Annotated in this window: 18 protein-coding genes and 1 tRNA gene; 16 read left to right on the forward strand and 3 right to left on the reverse strand. The window is 68.8% G+C overall.

The window, feature by feature from the left end:
• The first annotated feature begins 7 nt into the window (after nt 1-7).
• The 15 genes from FQ137_RS13035 (at nt 8) to proB (ending at nt 18,449) form a co-directional block, all read left to right on the forward strand.
• Nucleotides 8-84: transfer RNA gene (locus FQ137_RS13035), tRNA-Pro, on the forward strand.
• 50 nt (nt 85-134) lie between these two features.
• Complete coding sequence (gene tig, locus FQ137_RS13040) at nt 135-1,541, forward strand: trigger factor (protein WP_149293041.1); 1,407 nt, start codon at nt 135-137, stop codon at nt 1,539-1,541.
• A 229-nt stretch (nt 1,542-1,770) separates the two neighbouring features.
• A complete protein-coding gene (locus tag FQ137_RS13045; RefSeq protein WP_255584313.1) occupies nt 1,771-2,412 on the forward strand; it encodes an ATP-dependent Clp protease proteolytic subunit in 642 nt (213 codons plus the stop codon).
• Between the two features lie 68 nt (nt 2,413-2,480).
• Nucleotides 2,481-3,104 (forward strand): ATP-dependent Clp protease proteolytic subunit, encoded by a 624-nt coding sequence (locus FQ137_RS13050; RefSeq protein WP_149293042.1) that lies wholly within the window; start codon nt 2,481-2,483, stop codon nt 3,102-3,104.
• Nucleotides 3,105-3,251: 147 nt separating this feature from the next.
• The gene (gene clpX / locus FQ137_RS13055) at nt 3,252-4,520 is read left to right on the forward strand and encodes an ATP-dependent Clp protease ATP-binding subunit ClpX (protein WP_149293043.1); all 1,269 of its coding nucleotides are present in this window, start codon (nt 3,252-3,254) and stop codon (nt 4,518-4,520) included.
• Nucleotides 4,521-4,769: 249 nt separating this feature from the next.
• Nucleotides 4,770-5,762: a malate dehydrogenase gene (locus FQ137_RS13060; RefSeq protein WP_149293044.1), complete on the forward strand. Its 993-nt coding sequence runs from the start codon at nt 4,770-4,772 to the stop codon at nt 5,760-5,762.
• 63 nt (nt 5,763-5,825) lie between these two features.
• On the forward strand, nt 5,826-8,537 hold the full coding sequence (locus tag FQ137_RS13065; RefSeq protein ID WP_149293045.1) for a valine--tRNA ligase: 2,712 nt from the start codon (nt 5,826-5,828) through the stop codon (nt 8,535-8,537).
• Nucleotides 8,534-10,132 (forward strand): folylpolyglutamate synthase/dihydrofolate synthase family protein, encoded by a 1,599-nt coding sequence (locus FQ137_RS13070; RefSeq protein WP_188065025.1) that lies wholly within the window; start codon nt 8,534-8,536, stop codon nt 10,130-10,132. Before FQ137_RS13065 ends, FQ137_RS13070 begins: the two co-directional genes overlap by 4 nt.
• The gene (locus FQ137_RS13075; RefSeq protein ID WP_149293046.1) at nt 10,129-10,542 is read left to right on the forward strand and encodes a DUF4233 domain-containing protein; all 414 of its coding nucleotides are present in this window, start codon (nt 10,129-10,131) and stop codon (nt 10,540-10,542) included. The genes FQ137_RS13070 and FQ137_RS13075 overlap by 4 nt, the downstream gene beginning before the upstream one ends.
• A 47-nt stretch (nt 10,543-10,589) precedes the next feature.
• Nucleotides 10,590-11,000, forward strand: coding sequence for a nucleoside-diphosphate kinase (gene ndk / locus FQ137_RS13080; RefSeq protein ID WP_149293047.1), 411 nt, complete (start codon nt 10,590-10,592; stop codon nt 10,998-11,000).
• 328 nt (nt 11,001-11,328) lie between these two features.
• On the forward strand, nt 11,329-14,865 hold the full coding sequence (locus FQ137_RS13085) for an Rne/Rng family ribonuclease (RefSeq protein WP_149293048.1): 3,537 nt from the start codon (nt 11,329-11,331) through the stop codon (nt 14,863-14,865).
• Nucleotides 14,866-15,107: 242 nt separating this feature from the next.
• Nucleotides 15,108-15,413 carry a 50S ribosomal protein L21 gene (rplU, locus tag FQ137_RS13090; RefSeq protein WP_067719729.1) on the forward strand — a complete coding sequence of 102 codons (306 nt, stop codon included), beginning with the start codon at nt 15,108-15,110 and terminating at the stop codon, nt 15,411-15,413.
• A 69-nt stretch (nt 15,414-15,482) separates the two neighbouring features.
• On the forward strand, nt 15,483-15,746 hold the full coding sequence (gene rpmA / locus FQ137_RS13095) for a 50S ribosomal protein L27 (protein ID WP_108846984.1): 264 nt from the start codon (nt 15,483-15,485) through the stop codon (nt 15,744-15,746).
• Between the two features lie 130 nt (nt 15,747-15,876).
• On the forward strand, nt 15,877-17,337 hold the full coding sequence (obgE, locus tag FQ137_RS13100; protein WP_149293049.1) for a GTPase ObgE: 1,461 nt from the start codon (nt 15,877-15,879) through the stop codon (nt 17,335-17,337).
• Nucleotides 17,334-18,449 (forward strand): glutamate 5-kinase, encoded by a 1,116-nt coding sequence (gene proB, locus FQ137_RS13105; protein ID WP_149293050.1) that lies wholly within the window; start codon nt 17,334-17,336, stop codon nt 18,447-18,449. The genes obgE and proB overlap by 4 nt, the downstream gene beginning before the upstream one ends.
• Before the next feature lie 41 nt (nt 18,450-18,490).
• On the opposite strand, the gene FQ137_RS13110 is transcribed toward proB, so the two are convergent.
• From FQ137_RS13110 to FQ137_RS13120, 3 genes are read right to left on the reverse strand one after another with little or no spacing between them, the layout of a single operon-like run.
• On the reverse strand, nt 18,491-19,114 hold the full coding sequence (locus FQ137_RS13110) for a carbonic anhydrase (protein ID WP_149293051.1): 624 nt from the start codon (nt 19,112-19,114) through the stop codon (nt 18,491-18,493).
• A gap of 42 nt (nt 19,115-19,156) precedes the next feature.
• Entirely contained in the window at nt 19,157-20,044 is an 888-nt protein-coding gene (locus tag FQ137_RS13115) for a Sir2 family NAD-dependent protein deacetylase (protein ID WP_149293302.1), read from the reverse strand.
• Nucleotides 20,044-20,811 (reverse strand): MBL fold metallo-hydrolase, encoded by a 768-nt coding sequence (locus tag FQ137_RS13120; protein ID WP_149293052.1) that lies wholly within the window; start codon nt 20,809-20,811, stop codon nt 20,044-20,046. The genes FQ137_RS13115 and FQ137_RS13120 overlap by 1 nt, the downstream gene beginning before the upstream one ends.
• Before the next feature lie 37 nt (nt 20,812-20,848).
• On the opposite strand from FQ137_RS13120, the gene FQ137_RS13125 reads away from it, so the two are divergent.
• Nucleotides 20,849-21,607: an AAA family ATPase gene (locus FQ137_RS13125; RefSeq protein WP_149293053.1), complete on the forward strand. Its 759-nt coding sequence runs from the start codon at nt 20,849-20,851 to the stop codon at nt 21,605-21,607.
• Nucleotides 21,608-21,610: the final 3 nt, after the last annotated feature.

The raw sequence follows: 21,610 nt of genomic DNA on the forward strand, positions 1-21,610 counted from the left end.
GACCCACCGGGATGTGGCGCAGCTTGGTAGCGCATCCGCTTTGGGAGCGGAGGGTCGCAGGTTCGAATCCTGTCATCCCGACCAGCGGAGCCGATAGACACGAACCCCAAGAGACTTCCTAGGAGAACATCACCGTGAAGAGCACTGTCGAGCAGCTCAACCCGACCCGGGTCAAGATCACCGTGGAGGTGCCGTTCGCGGAGCTCGAGCCGGATTTCGCCAAGGCCTACAAGTCGCTCGCCGGCCAGGTCAGCATCCCGGGCTTCCGCCCGGGTAAGGCCCCGGCCAAGCTTCTCGAGTCGCGGATCGGTCGCCCGGCCGTCCTCGAGCAGGTCATCAACGACATGATCCCCACGCGCTACAGCCAGGCCGTGGACGAGCACGAGCTCGTGGTGCTGGCCCAGCCGGAGATCGAGGTGACCAAGCTCGAGGACAACGACGTCGTCGAGTTCACCGCCGAGGTCGATGTCCGCCCGGAGATCGACCTGCCGAACTACGAAGACCTCGAGGTCACCGTCGAGACCCCCGAGTCCGACGAGGCGGCGGTCGACACCGAGCTCGACAATCTGCGGGCCCGCTTCGGCACCCTCAAGGGCGTCGATCGTGGCGCGACCAAGGGCGACTTCCTCTCCGTCGACCTGGCGGCGACAGTCGACGGTGAGCCGGTCGACGAAGCCTCCACCGAGGGGCTGTCCTACGAGCTCGGCTCGGGCACCCTCGTCGAGGGCCTGGATGATGCGGCGGAGGGCCTCAAGGCTGGCGAGTCCAAGGAGTTCACCTCCTCGCTCGTCGCCGGAGAGCACGCGGGCAAGGAGGCGGTCATCGCCGTGACCGTGCAGTCAGTCAAGGAGCGGGAGCTGCCCGCCGCCGACGATGAGTTCGCCCAGATGGCCAGCGAATTCGACACCCTGGACGAGCTCAAGGCCGACCTGGCGGACAAGGTAGCGCAGCAGGCCAAGGCCGGCCTGGCGGGCGAGATTCGTGACAAGGTCCTCGACGCTCTGATGGAGGCCACCGACGTCCCCACCCCGGAGGCGGTCGTCGAGTCCGAGGCCCACGCCCAGATGCACCAGCTCATCGACCAGTTCGGTGGCGACGCGTCGATCCTGGATCAGGCGCTGGCCGCGGAGGGCACCGACCGCGAGACCTTCGAGGCCGAGACCCGCGAGGGTGCGGCGCGTGCCATCCGCAGCCAGCTCCTCCTGGACGCCGTGGCCGAGCAGAACTCGACGGAGGTCTCGCAGGAGGAGCTCACCCAGCACATCCTGTTCCAGGCCCAGCGGTACGGCATGGACCCCAACCAGTTCGTGCAGCAGATCCAGCAGGCCGGCCAGCTCGGCTCCTTGTTCTCCGACGTCCGACGGTCCAAGGCGCTGGCCGATGTGATCGAGAAGGTCACCGTCAAGGACGCAGAGGGCAACGTCGTCGACACCAGCGAGTTCTTCGGAACCCGCGAGGCCGATGACGCCGATGACGCCGACGTGACCGATTCCGACGCCACCACCGAGGCGGCAGCGGAGGGTAAGGACGCCGACGCCTGACGTCGACTGGCCGACCCACGACAGGGCCGGGACCGCATCACGCGGTCCCGGCCCTGTCGCACTCGTCCCAGACGACGGTGCTTGTGGGCCAACGCTGAGAGCGAACACCCGCCCTGCCGGGACGGTTCCGTCGTCGGTGTTGGTTAGTGTTTGACGTAACGGTTCCCCGGCCACCGGTCGGCCGGGCGCCGCGCCAGCGGCGAAGACGATGAGCGAAGGTAGGTTTCCCGTGGCCCAGAACGGTTCAGCGGCTCAGCCCAGTTCGACACAGCCCGCCCTCAACTCGCCGGGGGCGCACGGACTCACCCTCGGCGACTCCGTGTACGAGCGCCTCCTGCAGGAGCGGATCATCTTCCTGGGTTCCCAGGTGGATGATGACATCTCCAACCGGCTCTGCGCGCAGATCCTGCTGCTCGCGGCGGAGGATCCCACTCGCGACATCGCGCTGTACATCAACTCGCCCGGTGGCTCCGTGACGGCCGGCATGGCGATCTACGACACGATGCAGTTCGTGGAGTGCGACGTGGCCACCTACGGGATGGGCCTGGCAGCATCGATGGGCCAGTTCCTGTTGACCGCCGGCACCAAGGGCAAGCGCTACGCCCTGCCGCACGCCAAGATCATGATGCACCAGCCGTCGGCCGGGGTCGGTGGCTCCGCTGCAGACATCGCTATCCAGGCCGAGCAGTACGCCGCCACCAAGCGTGAGATGGCCGAGCTCATCGCCTTCCACACCGGGCAGACGTTTGAGCAGGTCACTGAGGACTCCGACCGTGACCGCTGGTTCTCCGCGGAGGAGGCCAAGGAGTACGGGTTCGTCGACCACGTGATCTCGCGCGCTTCCCAGACCGGCGGTACCTCGCCGTCGTGATCGAGCCCTTCGCCCACGGGAGCGCTCCCGCAGCCCACCCAGCCCCAGACACGACCACGGAGTCACCGATGACCTCTCTGCCGTCCTCGCGCTACATTCTCCCGTCCTTCGTCGAGCACTCCAGCTACGGCGTCAAGGAATCCAACCCGTACAACAAGCTCTTCGAAGAGCGGATCATCTTCCTGGGTACCCAGGTCGATGACGCCTCGGCGAACGACATCATGGCCCAGCTGCTGGTCCTGGAGGGCCAGGACCCAGACCGGGACATCACCATGTACATCAACTCGCCGGGTGGATCGTTCACCTCGCTCATGGCGATCTACGACACGATGCAGTACGTCCGCCCGGACGTTGTGACGGTCTGCCTGGGGCAGGCGGCCTCGGCCGCCGCGGTGCTCCTTGCGGCGGGCACCAAGGGCAAGCGGGCCGCGCTGCCCAACGCCCGCGTCCTCATTCACCAGCCCGCCACCGGCGGGATCCAGGGCCAGGTCTCCGACCTCGAGATCCAGGCCGCCGAGATCGAGCGGATGCGTCGCCTCATGGAGACCACACTGGCCCTACACACCGGGCGCGAGCCCGACCAGATCCGTAAGGACACCGACCGCGACAAGATCCTCACGGCCGCGGAGGCGAAGGACTACGGCATCATCGACACGGTGTTCGACTACCGGAAGCTCTCGACGGGCAACTGAGGTGGAGGCGGCGCGCCGCGGAGGCGAGCGGCGCGCCGTCGGGTGCAATGAACGGATCACGCGGGGTCGGCCTGAACGGTCGCCGCCGCGTACCGTCGACTATGGGGCGTGACATCGGCGCCCCCGGAATGCGAGGACGTAGAACTCATGGCGCGTGTAGGTGAGAGCGGCGACCTGTTGAAGTGTTCCTTCTGTGGGAAGAGCCAGAAGCAGGTCAAGAAGCTGATCGCCGGTCCCGGGGTCTACATCTGCGACGAGTGCATCGAACTATGTAACGAGATCATCGAGTCCGAGGTCGATGACTCGCAGCAATCGGGCTTGGACGAGCTCCCCAAGCCGTCGGAGATCCATTCCTTCCTCAACGAATATGTGGTGGGGCAGGACGACGCGAAGCGCACGCTGGCCGTGGCTGTCTATAACCACTACAAGCGAATCCGGGTGGGAGCCTCGCTCGGCCGAGGTGACGGCGTCGAGCTCGCCAAGTCCAACATCCTCATGCTGGGCCCCACCGGCTGCGGCAAGACCTACCTCGCGCAGACGCTGGCCAAGATGCTCAACGTCCCGTTCGCGATCGCGGACGCGACCGCGCTGACCGAGGCCGGTTACGTCGGGGAGGACGTGGAGAACATCCTCCTCAAACTCATCCAGGCCGCGGATTACGACACCAAGCGGGCCGAGATGGGCATCATCTACATCGACGAGGTCGACAAGATCGCCCGGAAGGCCGAGAACCCCTCGATCACCCGCGACGTGTCCGGTGAGGGCGTCCAGCAGGCGCTGCTGAAAATTCTCGAGGGCACTCAGGCCTCGGTGCCGCCGCAGGGTGGACGCAAGCACCCGCACCAGGAGTTCATCCAGATCGACACGTCCAACGTGTTGTTCATCGTGGCCGGAGCATTCCAGGGCTTGGAGAAGATCGTCGGCGACCGCGTGGGCCGCAAGGGGATGGGCTTCGGGTCCGAGGTGGCCAGCAAGGCAGACCTGAATACCACGGAGAACTTCTCCGAGGTCATGCCGGAGGACCTGGTGAAGTTCGGTCTCATACCGGAGTTCATTGGCCGCCTTCCCGTTGTGGCGACAGTGACGAGCCTGGACCGCGAAGCCCTGGTGAATATCCTCGCCGAGCCCAAGAACGCGCTGGTCAAGCAGTACGTCCGGCTGTTCGAGATGGACGGGGTCGAGCTCGAGTTCACCGACGACGCACTCGAGGCGGTGGCCGACCAGGCCATCCTTCGCGGGACCGGTGCCCGTGGCCTGCGCGCCATCATGGAAGAGGTTCTTCTGCCGGTCATGTACGACATCCCCGGGCGCGACGACGTCGCCCGCGTGGTGGTCACCGGTGAGACGGTGCGCGACAACGTCCTTCCGACAATCGTTACGTTCTCCGATGAGGAGCCCCGCGAGCGCTCGGCCTGACCCCGGAGTAGGCCCGGCCACCCGGGAGCAGCCCTCACTTTTCTCCGGGCGGCAGACGATTGGTGTGTACTTCACCTGTGTAGTGGACAGGCCCTGCCGGATCGCGTGACGATAGTGCCCCGCGGGGGGGGGTAATCCTCTCATGTGAGGACGGAGAGGCGCGGGTGTCCTGAGGCCAGCCGTAGGCAGCCGAGCATTCTCACTACTGTGGGAACCGACCCATCGTCGTCCCCGGAAGGTCCCTACCACATGAGCACTTCCACCCCGGCCACCGTGACCGTCACCGGAGCCGCCGGAAAGATCGCCTACTCGTTGCTGTTCCGTCTCGCCTCCGGGCTGGTGTTCGGGCCCGAGACCCCGGTCCGCCTGCGTCTGCTCGACATCCCGTCGGCCGTGGTCGCGGCGGAGGGCGTGGCCATGGAGATCGAGGACTGCGCGCTCCCGCTGGTCGAGTCGATCGAGATCACCGATGACGTGGACTCGGCGTTCGAGGGCACCAACGCGGCGTTTCTCGTGGGGGCCAAGCCGCGCGGGAAGGGCATGGAGCGCGCCGACCTGCTCACCGCCAACGGGGCGATCTTCCGTGAGCAGGGGAGAGCCATCAACAGCCACGCTGCCGACGACGTGCGGGTGGTGGTGGTGGGAAACCCCGCCAACACCAACGCCTACATCGCCCACCGGCATGCGCCCGACGTGCCCGCCGGACGATTCACCGCGCTGATGCGGCTCGACCACAACCGCGCGCTGAGCCAACTCGCCACCCGACTGGGCGAACCGGTCGCCGACCTCGACGGGGTGGTGGTCTGGGGTAACCATTCGGCCACCCAGTTCCCCGACGTGTCCTATCTGACGTTGCGGGGTGAGCCGGTCACCGACGGGCTCGACCAGCCGTGGCTGGCCGACACGTTCATTCCGCGGGTCGCCAACCGGGGAGCCGAGATCATCTCGGTCCGCGGGTCCTCGTCGGCCGCCTCGGCCGCCGGTGCGGCGGTCGACCAGATGCGGGATTGGGTGCACGGGACCCCGGGCGAGAGTTGGACAACGGTCGCGCTGCCGTCCGAGGGGCAGTACGGCACGACGCCCGGCGTGGTGACGGGGCTACCGTGTCGAAGCCGCGGCGCGGAATGGGAGGTCGTCGAAGGCCTGGAGATCGGGGAGTTCCAACGATCCCGCATCGACGCGTCGGTGGCGGAGCTGGTCTCGGAGCGTGACGCCGTTCACGGACTGGGCCTGGCCGACTGACCTCGGGCGGGTCGGGGCGACGGCGTGTGCTCGACCCCGACGCCCACGGCCTAGGATGGCCGGGTGACGACTCCAGCTTCTGCCGCCTCTGACACCGACCGCGCGGACTCACTGCCCGCCTCCTGGAATCCAGGTGAGGTGGAGGCCGAGCTATATCAGCGCTGGGTGGATGCCGGCTACTTCGAGGCCGACCCGTCCAGCGATAAGCCCGGCTACTCTGTGGTGCTGCCGCCGCCGAACGTGACCGGCAGCCTGCACATGGGCCACGCGCTCGACCACACCCTGATGGACGTCCTCACGCGGCGCAAGCGGATGCAGGGTTTCGAAGTGCTGTGGCTTCCCGGCATGGACCACGCCGGGATCGCCACGCAGACCCTGGTGGACCGCAAACTCCGCGACGAGGGGGTCGACCGCCACGAGATCGGCCGTGACGCGTTCGTCGAGAAGGTCTGGGAGTGGAAGCGCGAGTCCGGGGGCACGATCGGCGAGCAGATGCGTCGCCTCGGCGACGGCGTCGACTGGTCGCGTGAGCGGTTCACCCTCGATGACGGTCTTTCGCGCGCCGTGCAGACCATGTTCAAGGAGCTCTACGACCACGGCCTGATCTACCGCGCGGAGCGGCTGGTCAACTGGTCGCCCACCCTCCAGACCGCCATCTCCGACATCGAGGTCAAGTACTCCGACGTCGAGGGCGAACTGGTGAGTTTCCGCTACGGGTCGATGGACGACTCCGAGCCGCACCTGGTGGTGGCCACGACCCGGCTCGAGACGATGCTCGGCGACACCGCGATCGCCGTCCATCCCGAGGACGAGCGCTACACGCACCTGGTGGGGACCGAAATCCCGCATCCGTTCCGCGATGGGTGGACGATGCGCGTGGTCGCAGACGACTACGTCGATCCCGAGTTCGGCACCGGAGCGGTGAAGGTCACGCCGGCGCACGACCCCAATGACTTCGCGATAGGCCAGCGTCACGGGCTCGAGATGCCCACGATCATGGACTCGACCGGCCACATCACGGGTACAGGGACCCGCTACGACGGGATGGACCGTTTCGAGGCCCGCAAAGCCGTCCGAGAGGACCTTGCCGAGCAGGGGCGCATTGTCAAGGAGGTGCGCCCCTACCTGCATTCGGTGGGCCACTCCGAACGCTCGGGCGAGCCGATCGAGCCGCGCCTGTCACTCCAGTGGTGGGTCCGCGTCGACGAGCTGGCGACGATGGCGGGGGACGCCGTGCGCAATGGCGACACGGTCATCCACCCCAAGAGTCAGGAGCCGCGCTGGTTCGACTGGGTTGACGACATGCACGACTGGTGCATCTCGCGTCAGCTGTGGTGGGGTCACCGGATCCCGATCTGGTACGGCCCCGACGGCGAGGTGGTCTGCGTGGGCCCCGACGAGGAGCCGCCCGCCGGGTACACCCAGGACGCCGACGTGCTCGACACCTGGTTCTCGTCCGGACTGTGGCCGTTCTCGACCATGGGCTGGCCGGAGCGCAGCACCGACCTCGAACGGTTCTACCCCACCTCCGTGCTCGTCACCGGGTACGACATCCTGTTCTTCTGGGTGGCCCGGATGATGATGTTCGGTACGTTCGTGGGCCGCACACTCACCGGCGACAAGGCCGCCCCCGGGACGGTGCCGTTCACCGACGTGTTCCTCCATGGACTGGTCCGCGACGAGCACGGCCAGAAGATGTCCAAGTCGAAGGGCAACGGGATCGACCCCTTGGACTGGGTGGATCGCTTCGGCGCCGACGCCCTGCGCTTCACCCTGGCCCGCGGTGCCAACCCGGGCGGGGACCTGTCGGTGGGCGACGACGCCGCCCAGGCCTCGCGCAATTTTGCCACCAAGCTCTTCAACGCCACCCGCTTTGCTCTGATGAACGGCGCGACGGTAGGACCGCTCCCCACCACGTCCGCACTCACCGACGCGGACCGGTGGATCCTCCACCGTCTCGGGGAGGTCCGGGTGGGTGTCGACGACGCACTGGACCGCTACGAGTTCTCCAAGGCGTGCGAGGCGCTGTACCACTTCGCGTGGGACGAGGTGTGCGACTGGTACCTCGAACTCGCGAAGGTCCAGTTCGGCTCGGACGATGCGTCCCGTGCCTCCGAGCGGGCCGAGAATACGAGGCTCGTGCTCGGTCATGTGCTGGACGCGCTGATGCGGATGCTGCACCCGGTCATCCCATTCGTCACCGAGACGCTGTGGACCGCGTTGACCGGACGGGAGTCGGTGGTGGTCGCCGAGTGGCCGACCGATGTGGTGCCGGCCGACGACGCCGCTGTGTCGGTCCGTCGCGTGGCCGACGTTCAGATCCTCGTCACTGAGATCCGGCGCTTCCGGTCGGACCAGGGGCTCAAACCCGGGCAGCGGGTGCCAGCGCGTATTTCCGGGGTGGACGCCGCGGACCTGCCTGCGGATCTGTTGGACCAAGTGTCCGCGCTGGCCCGATTGACCCCAGCCGCCGAGGACTTCACCGCCACGGCTTCGCTGGAGGTCCGACTCGGGCTGGCGACGGTGGACGTGGAGATCGATACCTCCGGGACGATCGACCTCGCCGCCGAGCGGCGCAGGTTGGAGAAGGACCTCGCTGCCGCGCGCAAGGAACTCGAGACCACCAGTGCCAAGCTCGGCAACGAGGCATTCCTGGGAAAGGCGCCCGACCACGTTGTCGATAAAATCCGCGCCCGCCGCGCCCGCGCCGAGGACGAGGTCGCCCGGATCACCGCCCGCCTCGACGCGATGCCCGCGGGGAGTGACCCCGCGTGAGCGACCGCAGGTGGCTCCCGCCGCACGACCCGGACGAGGGATGGGACACCCCGACCGAGGAGGACGTCGCCGAGATGCTCGGCGAGGACGGCCTGGTCTCGGGCGTCCCGCTCGGAGGCCCGATCCCGGGCGATGAGGAATCCGAGGGCGACGATCACCTGCCGCCGCGCCCGATCCCCGAGGTCGGCAGTCCCGAGTGGCAAGCCGACACGGCCGATCTGGCGGTAGTCGAGGAGGAGCTGGCCACCCGATGGCCGGAGACCCGGCTCGAGCCGAGCCTGGACCGCATCGCCGAACTGACCTCCGTGCTCGGGGATCCACAGCACGCGTACCCCGTCGTCCACGTGGCTGGCACCAACGGCAAGACGTCAGTCACCCGGATGGTCGACGCACTGCTGCGCGCGCTTCACCAGCGGACTGGACGAAACACCAGCCCCCACCTCCAGAGCGTCACCGAACGCATCGCGTTGGACGGCGAGCCCGTCACCGCACGCACCTTCGTGGACACCTACCGGGAACTGCAGCCTTATCTCGAACTGGTAGACCAGCGGTCCGAGGATGCCGGTGGCCCGCGCATGAGCTACTTCGAGGTGCTGACCGCGATGGCGTTCGCCGCATTCGCCGACGCACCCGTCGAGGTGGCCGTCGTGGAGACGGGGATGGGCGGGACATGGGACGCCACCAACGTGGTCCGGCCCGCCGTCGCCGTCATCACGCCGATCGGGCTGGACCACACCGATTACCTGGGCCAGGACCTCGCGGCGATCGCGGGGGAGAAGGCCGGGATCATCCAGCCGGGGCCGGACGACGACCTGCTTCCGCGGGATCCGATCGCCGTGATCGGGCGGCAGGAACCCGAGGCCATGGAGGTTCTGTTGCGTCGCGCCGTGGAGGTGGGAGCGGTCGTGGCTCGCCTGGGTTCGGAATTCGACGTGGTCGAGCGGCGGGTCGCCGTCGGTGGCCAACAGCTCACCCTCCGGGGGCTCGGCGGAGAATATCCGGAGGTGTTCCTTCCACTCTTCGGAGAGCACCAGGCGGAGAATGCGGCGACAGCACTCGCGGCCGTCGAGGCCTTCTTCGGTGCCGGTCCGGACCGGGCCCTGGATCCGGAACTCATCCGAGCCGGCTTCGCCGCTGTGGACAACCCGGGACGTCTCGAACGGCTCAGCTCCAGCCCGACCGTCCTCGTGGACGCCGCCCACAACGGCCACGGGGGACGTGCGCTCGCCGAAGCCGTTACCTCGGAATTCGATTTCAGACGGCTCGTCGCCGTGGTCGCGATGCTCGACGGCAAGGACGCCGACGCATTCCTCGCCGCACTCGAACCAGTGGTGGAGGAGGTCGTCGTCACCCGGGCCGCCTCGCCGCGCGCGATGGACCTCAACGAGCTCGCCCGCATCGCAGAGGAGCGGTTCACCGCACAGCGCGTGCACGTTGTGGAGAACCTGCCCGACGCGGTCAGCGCTGCCCTCGACTTGGTCGGGGTCCCGGATCCGACCGCAGACGACGACGTCTCGGGCGTCGGCGTGCTCGTCACCGGTTCCGTAGTGACTGCCGGCGCCGCCCGGAGCCTGTTCGGAAAGGACGCACAGTGACCGACCCGACCCCCGGCCCCCGGGGCGCCGCGCACGAACCCTCGGTGGACCCGTGGAAGGGGCTGCGGGGAATCATGGCCGGCACGCTGGTGCTCGAGGCGATTGTGATCGGCCTGGTGCTCACGGTGATCGCCCGGCTCGACGACGGCGCCCACTTCCAACCGTGGAAGGTATGGTTCGTCAGCCTCCTGGCGATCGCGATGCTCGTCGCCAGTGGGCTCCAACGCAGGGCCTGGGCGATCCCGCTGAACCTCACGCTCGCAGGCCTGGCCGTGGCCGGCTGGGCCGTGCACTGGTCGATGGGGGTCTGCGGCCTGATGTTCGCCGTGGTCTGGGCCTACATCCTGTACCTGCGCCGGGACCTGTCCCGTCGGATGGCCGGAGGTTACCTGCCCAGCCAGTACGACTGACGACGCCGCGCGATCGATGTGGACGCCGGGCTTGTAGGATCCCCCTCGTGACCGAGAGAACCTTCTTCCTCATCAAGCCCGACGGTGTCGTACGGGGCCTGACCGGGACCATCCTGGCTCGTATCGAGGCCAAGGGCCTCAAGATCGTCGCCATGGACATGCGCGCAGTGCCTCAGGAGACCGCGGCAGAGCATTACGCCGAGCACGCCGAGCGTCCCTTCTATGGTGACCTGCTGGAGTTCATCACCTCCGGCCCCGTCGTTGCCGGTGTCCTCGAGGGGCCCCGGGCCATCGCCGCGTGGCGTCAGCTCGCCGGGGGCACTGACCCCGTGGAGAAGGCCGTACCCGGTTCGATCCGCGGCGACTTCGGCCTGGAGACCCAGTTCAATCTCGTCCACGGTTCGGACTCCGAAGAGTCCGCGGCCAGAGAGATCGCACTCTGGTTCCCCGGCCTATAGGCCCCATCCCGTCCGCGAAGATTGGGGTGCACACGCGCCCGTCGGCCCCCGGCCCGACGGGCGCGTTCTCGTCTGGCGGTGCCGGGCGACGACGTTTCGGTGGCGGGTGTGGGAGAATGATCGAAGCTCATCCTGGCGAGTGGACCACCAGTCCGCCCCGGAACGGGCGCCCGCCATCCGTGGCCCGGTTCGTCCCGGAACTGCGGACCACAAGACGTTGCCTCACCCCGGTGGGGCCGAGACAAGAAAACGCCCGACCCCGTGCGGCGGCGTGGGTCACCGGTAGCCGGTGACGTGATCGCGCCCGGAGTCCGGCCGGAGGAGACACGTGTCGGATCCGAACCTGACCATTGATGACATCAACGCGCTTCCCGACAGGATGCGCGCGCACGCGGCCGCCAGGGCCGTGGGCATGTCCAGCAAGGAGTTCCTGGCCGCCATGGCCGGGATCGGCGTGGAGATCAAGAGCGCCCAATCCGGGGTGACCCGCGAGGTGCTACTGAACTGGTTCACCACCCGGGGTCAGGACGCTGGTACCGCACCCGTCGCCGCCTCCGCCGAGGCAGCGGACGCGCAGGCACCCGCCGCCGAAGTCGCCGCCGCCGAGCCTCCCGCCAGGAAGACTCCTGCGAAAAAGGCCGCCGCCAAGAGGGCCGCCAAGGCGCCCGCCGAGACGACGGCGACGGAGAAGGCCCCCACGCGGAAGTCGCCCGCCAAGAAGAGTCCGGCGCGCAAGACCTCAGCAGAAGGAACGGCCGAGAAAACCACAGACCGGGAAAAGTCCGCGTCGCTGGCCGCAGAGAAGTCCGGCGCCCGGACCGCGGAGGAATCCGCGGCGACCGGAGGCGCCGGGACGAGCGCGCGGAACCGCCCACCGCTGCCGGAGATCGCGATCGTCACCGGCGAGGTGGGCGCAGAGGAATCGGGTAACCGGCGCCGCCGGTCCACCGCGACCCCGACGTTCTCCCCGCTGTTCCTCTCACCCGACGAGGCCTCGCCGCAGACGTCATCGGACGTCGGCTCCGAGAGCGAGTCCCGCAGCCGACGCGACCGGGGACAGACCCGCACGGAGTCCGTGACGGAGACCACACCAGCGTCCGTGACCGAGGACGTTAAGGCCCAGAAGGATCAGCAAGACCAGGACGCCGATGACGGCGGGGCCACCGACCAGTCCGACTCCGGTGACGGCGGGACCCGTCGGCGCAGGCGGGGGCGTCGCGGACGTGGGCGCGGTCGCGGCGAGGCAGGCGACGAGCAAAACGGCGAGAACATCGGTGCGGCGGACGGCAGCGACCCACGGGATGACTCCTCTGACGAGACGTCCGCGAGCAGCGACCGGGACTCCGATGTCGGTTCCCGTGCCGCCGACTCGGATTCGCGCGATTCGGGCCGCGATTCGGACCGGAACGAGGACGAGCGCAAGACTGCGCGCGATGACTCAGGCGACTCCGACGACGACTCCGACGGGCGCTCCGACTCCGAGGACGCCGATAGTGACGGTTCGGACGATTCGGGCAGTGCACCGTCCGGTTCGAGGCGTCGTCGCCGTCGTCGTCGTCGCAGTGGGGGCTCTGGCTCCGACGACCCTCAGACCACAAGCGATGACCCGGCACACACCGAGGTCCACGAGCGAGAGGCGCGCCGCCGCCCCGCGCGCGGTGGCCAGGGCTCCGACACCTCGTCCGACGAGGTGCAGGGCATCACCGGTTCGACGCGACTCGAGGCCAAGCGTCAGCGACGCCGCGACGGGCGCGAGGCAGGTCGTCGTCGCCAGCCGATCCTGTCCGAGTCCGAATTCCTCGCCCGTCGCGAATCCGTGGATCGTGTCATGGTGGTCCGCGAGAAGCAGCGCGGTGACGGCAAGGGCCTCATGACCCAGGTCGGCGTGCTCGAGGACAAAGTGCTCGTGGAGCATTTCGTCACCACCGAGTCCGCGCGGTCGATGGTCGGCAACGTCTACCTCGGTCGCGTGCAGAACGTGCTGCCCAGCATGGAGGCGGCGTTCGTCGACATCGGGCGCGGCCGCAACGGCGTTCTGTACGCCGGCGAGGTCAACTGGGAAGCCGCCGGGCTCGGGGGCAAAGCGCGGCGCATCGAACAGGCGCTCAAATCCGGCGACATGGTGCTGGTGCAGGTCACCAAGGACCCGGTCGGGCAGAAGGGTGCCCGCCTGTCCACGCAGATCTCGCTGGCCGGACGCTTTCTCGTGTACGTGCCGGACGGACACTCCACCGGCATCTCCCGAAAGCTGCCGGACACCGAGCGTCGTCGTCTCAAGGCGATCCTCAAGGAGGTCGTCCCCGAGGGCTCCGGGGTGATCATCCGCACCGCCGCCGAGGGAGTCAGCGCCGACGAGATCGGCCGCGACGTCGAACGCCTCGCCAGCCAGTGGTCTGAGATCTCCGAGGCGGCAGACAAGCGCACCGGCTCAGGAGCCGGCACGCCCGTGGCCCTGTACGAAGAACCCGATCTGCTGGTCAAGGTCGTCCGGGACCTGTTCAACGAGGACTTCTCCAAGCTCGTCATCCAGGGCGAGACGTCGTGGAACACGGTTCACGACTATGTCTCACGGGTCGCACCGGAGATGGTCGAGCGGCTCGAGCGTCATGACAATCCGGAGGTGGACGTGTTCGCCACCCACCGCGTCGACGAGCAGCTGGCCAAGGCGCTCGACCGGAAGGTGTGGCTGCCCTCCGGTGGTTCCCTTGTGATCGACCGCACCGAGGCGATGACAGTCATCGACGTCAACACCGGCAAGTACACCGGATCCGGTGGCAACCTCGAGGAGACCGTCACCAAGAACAACCTCGAGGCTGCCGAGGAGATCGTCCGCCAGCTGCGGCTGCGCGATGTTGGCGGCATGGTGATCATCGACTTCATCGACATGGTCCTGGAGTCCAACCGCGACCTGGTGCTGCGGCGTCTCACCGAGGCGCTCGGGCGCGACCGCACCCGCCACCAGGTCTCCGAGGTCACCTCGCTGGGCCTCGTGCAGCTGACCCGTAAGAAGCTCGGCACCGGGCTGGTCGAGGCGTTCTCCACCCCGTGCGAGCACTGCCAGGGCCGCGGGCTGATCGTGCACGCCGACCCGCTCCACACGGAGTCGCACAACGCCGACGAACCCGGAGCCCGCCGGGGCCGTCGTCGCGGCGGCAACGGCAAGGGGGCGGGGGAGTCCGAGGTGCCCGCGGCCAAGCAGGCCCCGCGCAAGGACGGTCCGGCGCCGGCCGCACACCCGGCCGCACTGGCGATCGCACGTCAGAACGCCGACGCCGAGACGGAGGCCAACGAGGACAACGGTCCCCACGCCGATGGTGGTACTGACACGGCCGCCGAGACGCCTGTTGCCGCGCCGGAGGTCGTGACCGGTCCCGTGGCAGCGACGGCCTCGGCTCCTGAGGCCGAGACGGCGGCAACCGAAGCCGATTCGTCGGATGGTGCGGGGACCGCACGCCCGGCGCGGCGCCGCCGGGCGTCGAGGCGGGCGACCACCAGCGCTCCCGAGCCGGCGACCGCTGCCGAGGACACGGCCATAGCCGAGGTGGCTGAGGCGCCGCAGTCGGAGGCCGCCGTAGCGGCCGAGGCGGAAACCGCCGTGGAGGAGGTCGCCGCAGCAGGTTCCGATACCGGGCCGGGGACCGAGGCTCAGTCGACGGGCGGACGTCGCCCCCGACGGCGGTCCACCCGCCGCGAGGCCGGCGCCGCCGGTACCGACACCGCGCCGAAGGTTGCACAGGCCGACCCGGTGGCGAAGGTCGAGGCCGCGGCCCTGCCAGAGGTGCCGCCCGCCGTGGTTGCCGAGCCGCGCAAGCGGCCTGCGAGGCGTCGCGCGACCCGGACGACGACAGCCCCTTCGGGCGACTGACGAGCCTGGCCGCGGGCCGGCGGCACGGTCGGTTTGACCTGCTGTGCCGCCGGACCGTAACCTTGACAGGTCGCTCGTCGCGGCGCTATGTCGTGGCGCGAGGAGTCGCGCACCGGGACCGCAAGCGGTTCCGGGGCCCGCGGACCTCGACCGACGCGAGTCGACGAGCAAGAGAGAACACCGCACACCAGGTGTGGTCGCCCCCGGCGGCCGCACACCCGAGAAGCAAGGGGAAGCCCTCGATGTACGCGATCGTCAAGACCGGCGGCAAGCAGTACAAGGTCGCCGAAGGGGACCACGTCAAGGTCGAGAAGATCGAGGGCGAGGCCGGAACCTCCGTGTCGCTGTCCCCGATCCTCGTGGTCGACGGCTCGGCCGTCACCTCCGACGCCGACGCCCTGGCCAAGGTCACCGTCTCCGGCGAGATCGTCGAGCAGACCAAGGGACCGAAGATCCGGATCCACAAGTTCAAGAACAAGACCGGGTACCACAAGCGTCAGGGCCACCGTCAGAAGCTGACGGTCGTCAAGATCACCGGTATCAAGTAATCCATCTCCGGCCGGCAAGGCCACCAGCTCAGCGCCCTCGGGCGTGCTCCCTGAAGGAGGGACTCGGACATGGCAAGTAAGAAGGGCGCATCCAGCACCCGTAACGGTCGTGACTCCAATGCGCAGCGCCTCGGCGTCAAGCGCTTCGGCGGCCAGGAGGTCAACGCCGGTGAGATCCTGGTGCGCCAGCGTGGCACCAAGTTCCACCCGGGCGTGAACGTCGGCCGTGGCGGCGACGACACCCTGTTCGCCCTCTCCGCCGGTGCGGTGGAGTTCGGCACCAAGCGCGGCCGCAAGACCGTGAACATCGTGTCGGCCGGCGCCGAGGCCTGACCCGGCAGCCGACCACTTTCATGATTCGCCCTCGGGGGCCGGGCGGGGTCTTCACGACTCCACACCCGGCCCCCGAGAGTATTTCCACCGTCCCGTCCGTCATCGCCCGTCCCCAGGAGGAGCCCCCACCATGTCGAGATTCGTCGACCGCGTAGTCCTCCACCTGGCGGCGGGGGACGGCGGCCGCGGCTGCACGTCCGTGCACCGTGAGAAGTTCAAGCCGCTCGGCGGCCCGGACGGTGGTAACGGGGGCCACGGTGGCGACGTCGTGCTCGTCGTGGACCCCCAGGTGCACACCCTTCTGGACTTCCACTTCCGGCCCCACGCCCGGGCGGGCAAGGGCCAGCCCGGCATGGGCGCCCACCGCAACGGTGCCCAGGGTGCCGACCTCGTGCTGGCGGTGCCGCCCGGCACCGTCGTCCTGGACGAGGATGGCGAAGTGCTGGCTGACCTCACCGGAGTCGGCACCCGCTTCGTCGCCGCCGAGGGCGGCAAGGGCGGACTAGGCAACGCCGCGCTGGCCTCGCGGGCACGCAAGGCCCCCGGCTTCGCGCTGCTCGGCGAGCCCGGTGAGGTCCGCGATCTCACGCTCGAACTCAAGTCCATGGCCGATGTCGGACTGGTGGGCTTCCCGTCCGCCGGAAAGTCCTCCCTCGTCTCGGTGCTCTCCGCTGCCAAACCGAAGATCGCCGATTACCCCTTCACGACGCTCGCACCCAACCTCGGTGTGGTCTCGGTTGGCGATGACACCTTCACCATCGCGGATGTGCCCGGCCTCATCCCCGGCGCCAGCGAGGGGCGGGGATTGGGGCTGGACTTCCTGCGCCACATCGAGCGCACCGCAGTGTTGGCCCACGTGGTGGACTGCGCGAACCTCGAGCCCGACCGGGACCCGATTTCCGACGTGGACGCCCTGGAAGCGGAGCTCGCCGCCTACCGGTCCGAACTCACCGACGCCGGGATCGACGATCTCGCCGATCGTCCCCGTGTAGTGGTGCTGAACAAGATCGATGTTCCCGACGCCGCTGACATGGCGGAGATGGTGCGCGGGCACTTCGAGGACAAGGGGTGGCCGGTCTACGCCATCTCCGCGGTCGCCCACAAGGGCCTCGACGAGCTGCGGTACGGGCTCTATGAACTGATCAAGGCGCACCGGAAGGCCAATCCGCCGGCCGCGCCGGAACGTATCGTCATCCGCCCCAAGGCCGTTGATGTGGAGGAGTTCCGCGTCCGCCCGGACCCGGCCGAACGCGGCGCGTTCGTCGTCACCGGTGTCAAGCCTGAGCGGTGGATCCGCCAGACCGACTTCGAGAACGACGAGGCCGTGGGTTTCCTCGCGGACCGGCTCGCGCGGATCGGTGTCGAGGACGCACTCATCAAGGCCGGGGCCGAGGAGGGGTGCACGGTCACCATCGGCGACGTGTCCTTCGAGTGGGAGCCCCAGACGCCGGCCGGTGTCGATCTCATGCGTACCGGCCGCGGCACAGACATCAGGCTCGAGTCCGACGAGCGGGTCGGCGCTGCCGAGCGCAAGTACCGTAAGCGGGTGCGTCGCGGGCTGATCGACCCGGACGAGGAGATCCTGGAGTGACCGCGGAGCGGGAACTGCGCCGTCGTATCGGCGCTGCCCGCCGTGTGGTCGTCAAGATCGGCTCCTCAGCCATCACCAGCTTCCACGGTGGGATTCGGCGGACCGAGCTCGACATACTCGCCGACGTCTGCCAGTCGCGGATGACCGCGGGTTCGGACGTCTTTGTCGTCTCCTCCGGTGCGATCGGCGCCGGCATGGCCCCACTGGGCATGTCCACCCGCCCCGCCACCCTGTCCGCGAAGCAGGCCGCCGCCAGCGTCGGTCAGCTCGAACTGGCGCGGGCCTGGGGCGACTCGTTCGCCCGCTACGACAGGGTGGTGGGGCAGGTCCTGCTCACCGCTGCCGACATCGGACGCCGGGACAGTGCCGCCAATGCCCAGCGGACCCTCGATCGTCTGCGCACTCTGCGCGCTGTCCCGGTGATCAACGAGAACGACACCGTGGCCACCAACGAGATCCGGTTCGGCGACAATGACCGGCTCGCCGCCCTGGTCGCTCACCTCATCAGCGCCGATGCCCTCATTCTGCTCTCGGACGTCGACGCCCTGTACGACTCCGACCCCCGCAAGGGCGGGGCCACCGCGGTCACGATGGTCGGCGGCGAGAGCGACCTAGAGGGTGTGGTGGCCGGGGCCGGCGGGGCGTTGGGGACGGGCGGCATGGCGTCGAAGCTCGCCGCGGCCCGCCTGGCCGCCGAGGCGGGCATCCCGGTCCTGCTCACCGCTGCAGAGCTCGCCCCACAGGCCCTCGCAGCGGACCCCGCCGTGGGAACGGTCTTCGCGGCCCGGCCCGAGCGGATGACCGCCCGGCGCTTCTGGCTCCGCCATGCTGCTGACGCGCATGGCGCAGTTCTGTTGGACGACGGCGCGGTCCGCGCGGTAACCGGCTCGCGTCGCTCCCTGTTGTTGGCCGGGGTGACCGGCGTGGACGGGCTCTTCCACTTCGGTGATGTCATCGAGATGCATGATGCCGAAGGCCGGGTGGTGGCCCGTGGGATCGCGCAGTACGACTCCATCGAAGTCCGAGCCCGGTTGGCCGACCGGGAGGCCGGTACCGGCGGGAACGGTCAGGGGCGCCCGTTGGTGCATGCAGACGATCTCGTCCCGGTCTGACCCACCACCCGGTCTGACCGATCAGCCCGGTCGGGCCGCGGTCAGTTCGCGGTGATCGTGCCCTCGGTGTACACCGGGGTGACCGTCCCGGCCTCGAGGTTGTAGATCGCCCCGACGATCGCGGTACGTCCCTCGGCGATCGCGCGGTTGACGGCCGTGGACTTTTCCCGGATCGCGGTGACCGTCTGGCGCACGTTCTCGATGACGATGTCGACATAGCCGGCGTCTGGGTCGCGGCGAGCCTCGAAGACGGCCGGCGAGATCCGCTCCACCACGTCTCGCAGGTACCCGGACGGGGTCGAGTGCGTATCGATGGCGGTGATCGTCGCGCCGACCGCGCCGCACGAGGTGTGCCCCAGGACCAGGGTCAACGGGATCCCCAGCACGTCCACGCCGAATTCGATCGAGCCCAGGACGGACGGGTCCACGATGTGTCCGGCGTTGCGGATGACGAACAGGTCACCCAGGCCCTGGTCGAAGACGACCTCGGCAGGCACTCGCGAGTCGGCGCAGCCGAACACCATGCCGAAGGGGTGTTGTTCCCCGGTGAGCTCGGCGCGGCGGGCGGGATCCTGATGCATGTGGAGCCCCTCGCCGTCGACGTAGCGCTTGTTACCGGTGAGGAGTCGGTCGAGTGCGGCGGCAGGTGTGAGATCTGATGGCATGGTTCCATCTTGCGCCTGTGGCCTCCTGCACGACCACCGGGCTTACCGCGCCAGGGCCCGTTCGACCAGAGTGAGGACCTCAACGCAATCGCCGTCGATCGTGAGGGTGGCGTCGTCGTGCGCACGCGTGCGGCCGCGGTTGACCACCACGACGGGCTTTCCGGTGGTCACCGCCCGCCGTACGAACCGGTATCCGGAGCGGACCGTGAGGGAGGAGCCGACGACGACGAGGAGATCGGAGGCGTCCACGAGATCGTTTGCCGCGTGGACTCGGGCGGCGGGCACGCTCTCGCCGAAGTAGACGATGTCCGGCTTGAGCACGCCCGAACAGGCCTGACACCCGGCCATACGGAAGTCCGAGGTGTCGGTCAGGACTGCGTCGGCGTCCGGGGCCACCTCGATCGCGCCGCGGGATGCCACGCGCTCGAGAAAACCCGGGTTGAGGTGCTCGAGTTCCTCGTGCAGCGCCCACCTGCTCTGACGATGACCGCAGTCCAGGCAGGTGACCACGGCGTAGGTGCCGTGCAGGTCCACGAGCGTCCGGCTGCCCGCTTTGAGATGAAGCAGGTCCACGTTCTGGGTGATCACGCCGGTCACTACGTTGCGCCGCTCCCAGTCGGCGAGTGTGAGGTGAGCGGTGTTGGGGCGGGCGGCCTCCATGTGTCGCCAGCCGAGGTGGTTGCGGGCCCAGTAGTGCCGACGGAACGCAGGATCGCCCACGAACTGCTGGTAGGTCATGGGGGTGCGCCCAGGCGAGTCCGGCCCGCGGTAGTCGGGGATGCCCGAGGGCGTCGAAATCCCCGCACCGGTGAGCATCGTGGCCTGTCGGCCCCGGAGGAGATCGGCGAGCGCGGCCGCGCGGTCGGGCAGGTCCGGGTCAGGCTGGGTTCGCTCGGCAGGCGTCCAGGCGGTCTCACGAATCCGGACCATCACAAGCCTCCGGGCCCCGAGGGGTCGTGCGCGCACACCACGTCCAGGGTGTCGCGGCGGCGCTCGGCCAGCCCGGCGAGCCTGGCGTGCGTCATGGGCACCGCACGCGACTCCAGCGCCATCGCGCGTTCCATGGCGGGGATCGGTCGCGGAACACGAACCGTCGGACTGATCTGCCCGCGATGGTAGAACGCGTCGCCAGCGTGAAGGACGTCGTTGCCGCCGTCGTCGCCGGGCACGAACACGCCGGAGTGTCCCACTGCGTGGCCCGGAAGATCCACCAGCATCATCCCCTCGGCGACGTGGTCCAGGCGGTGCACCCGGAAGTTCTCCCAGCGGTCGGTCCCGTAGACGTACTCGGCGAAGTGCGGCCCGTGGGACCACTGGGGTCGCCGGTACCGATGGCGCTCGAGGAATCGCGGCGTCCGTACCGCCCACGTCAGTGCCTGTGCGGTGACGTGCACCTGCGCGTCCGGGAAGTCGGCGAGACCACCGATGTGGTCGACATCCATGTGGGTCAGCACGATGTGCCGCACGTCCCGCGGATCCAGACCCAGCGCCTCGATGCGTCGGACCGCCGTCTCGTGGCTGCGCAGCGCCGGACGCAGCGCGTGGCGCATCGCACCGAGGCGGCCGGCCGGGTCGGCGACGTCCCGCAGACCGAACCCGGAGTCCACCAGCACGAGATCGTCCGCGGCCTCCACGAGCAGGATGCGCGTGGGGACCAGGCCCGCCATCGTGCCGCAGTTGAGCTGGTGGATCCGCATGGCAGAAACGGTACCGGCCGTCGGTAGGGTGCGTGGCATGGCTGCTGGTGGGGTGCTCGATCCGCGGCCGGTGGTGCGGGTCGAGCGGCGACGAGACGCCGATGCGACGGTCGGCCACGATCTCGCCTCTACCGGTGCCGCCGAGTGGCCGTACTCGATCCCGGCAGTGTCGCAGCTGCTACGCGACGGGCTCGAGCTCGACGATCTCACCGTGTTGGTGGGGGAGAACGGGACCGGCAAGTCGACGATCGTCGAAGCCGTCGCGATGGCGTACGGGCTCGGCGCGGAGGGCGGGTCCGTCAACGGCCGCGACGTCACCTGGGAGTCGGAGTCGAAGCTTCACGACGCGGTGCAGTTGGTCCGCGGCGGGGGCGCGTCCAAGTGGGGATATTTCCTGCGCGCCGAGACCATGCACGGCATGTTCACCTATCTGCAGTCCTCGGGTCCTGAGCAGGACTTCCATTCCCGCAGTCACGGCGAAGCGTTCTGGGACATCGTCACCACGTCGAGATTCGCGGACGGTGGACTGTTCGTACTGGACGAGCCCGAGGCCGGATTGTCTTTTGCCGCCCAACTCAGGCTGGTCGCCCTGTTGCTCGAACTGGCTGACCGGCGCGGCGCACAGGTACTCATGGCCACCCACTCGCCGATCCTCGCCTCGGTTCCGGGGGCCGCGCTGTATGAGCTCACCGACTCCGGCATCCAGCGTGGTCGTTGGGAGGATCTGGGGATGGTCGACCACTACCGGCGCTACCTCGACGCACCTGATCGGTATCTGCGCCACCTGCTGGAGTGACGG

Origin of the sequence: Dietzia sp. ANT_WB102 (assembly GCF_008369165.1) — a bacterium.
GTDB lineage: Bacteria > Actinomycetota > Actinomycetes > Mycobacteriales > Mycobacteriaceae > Dietzia.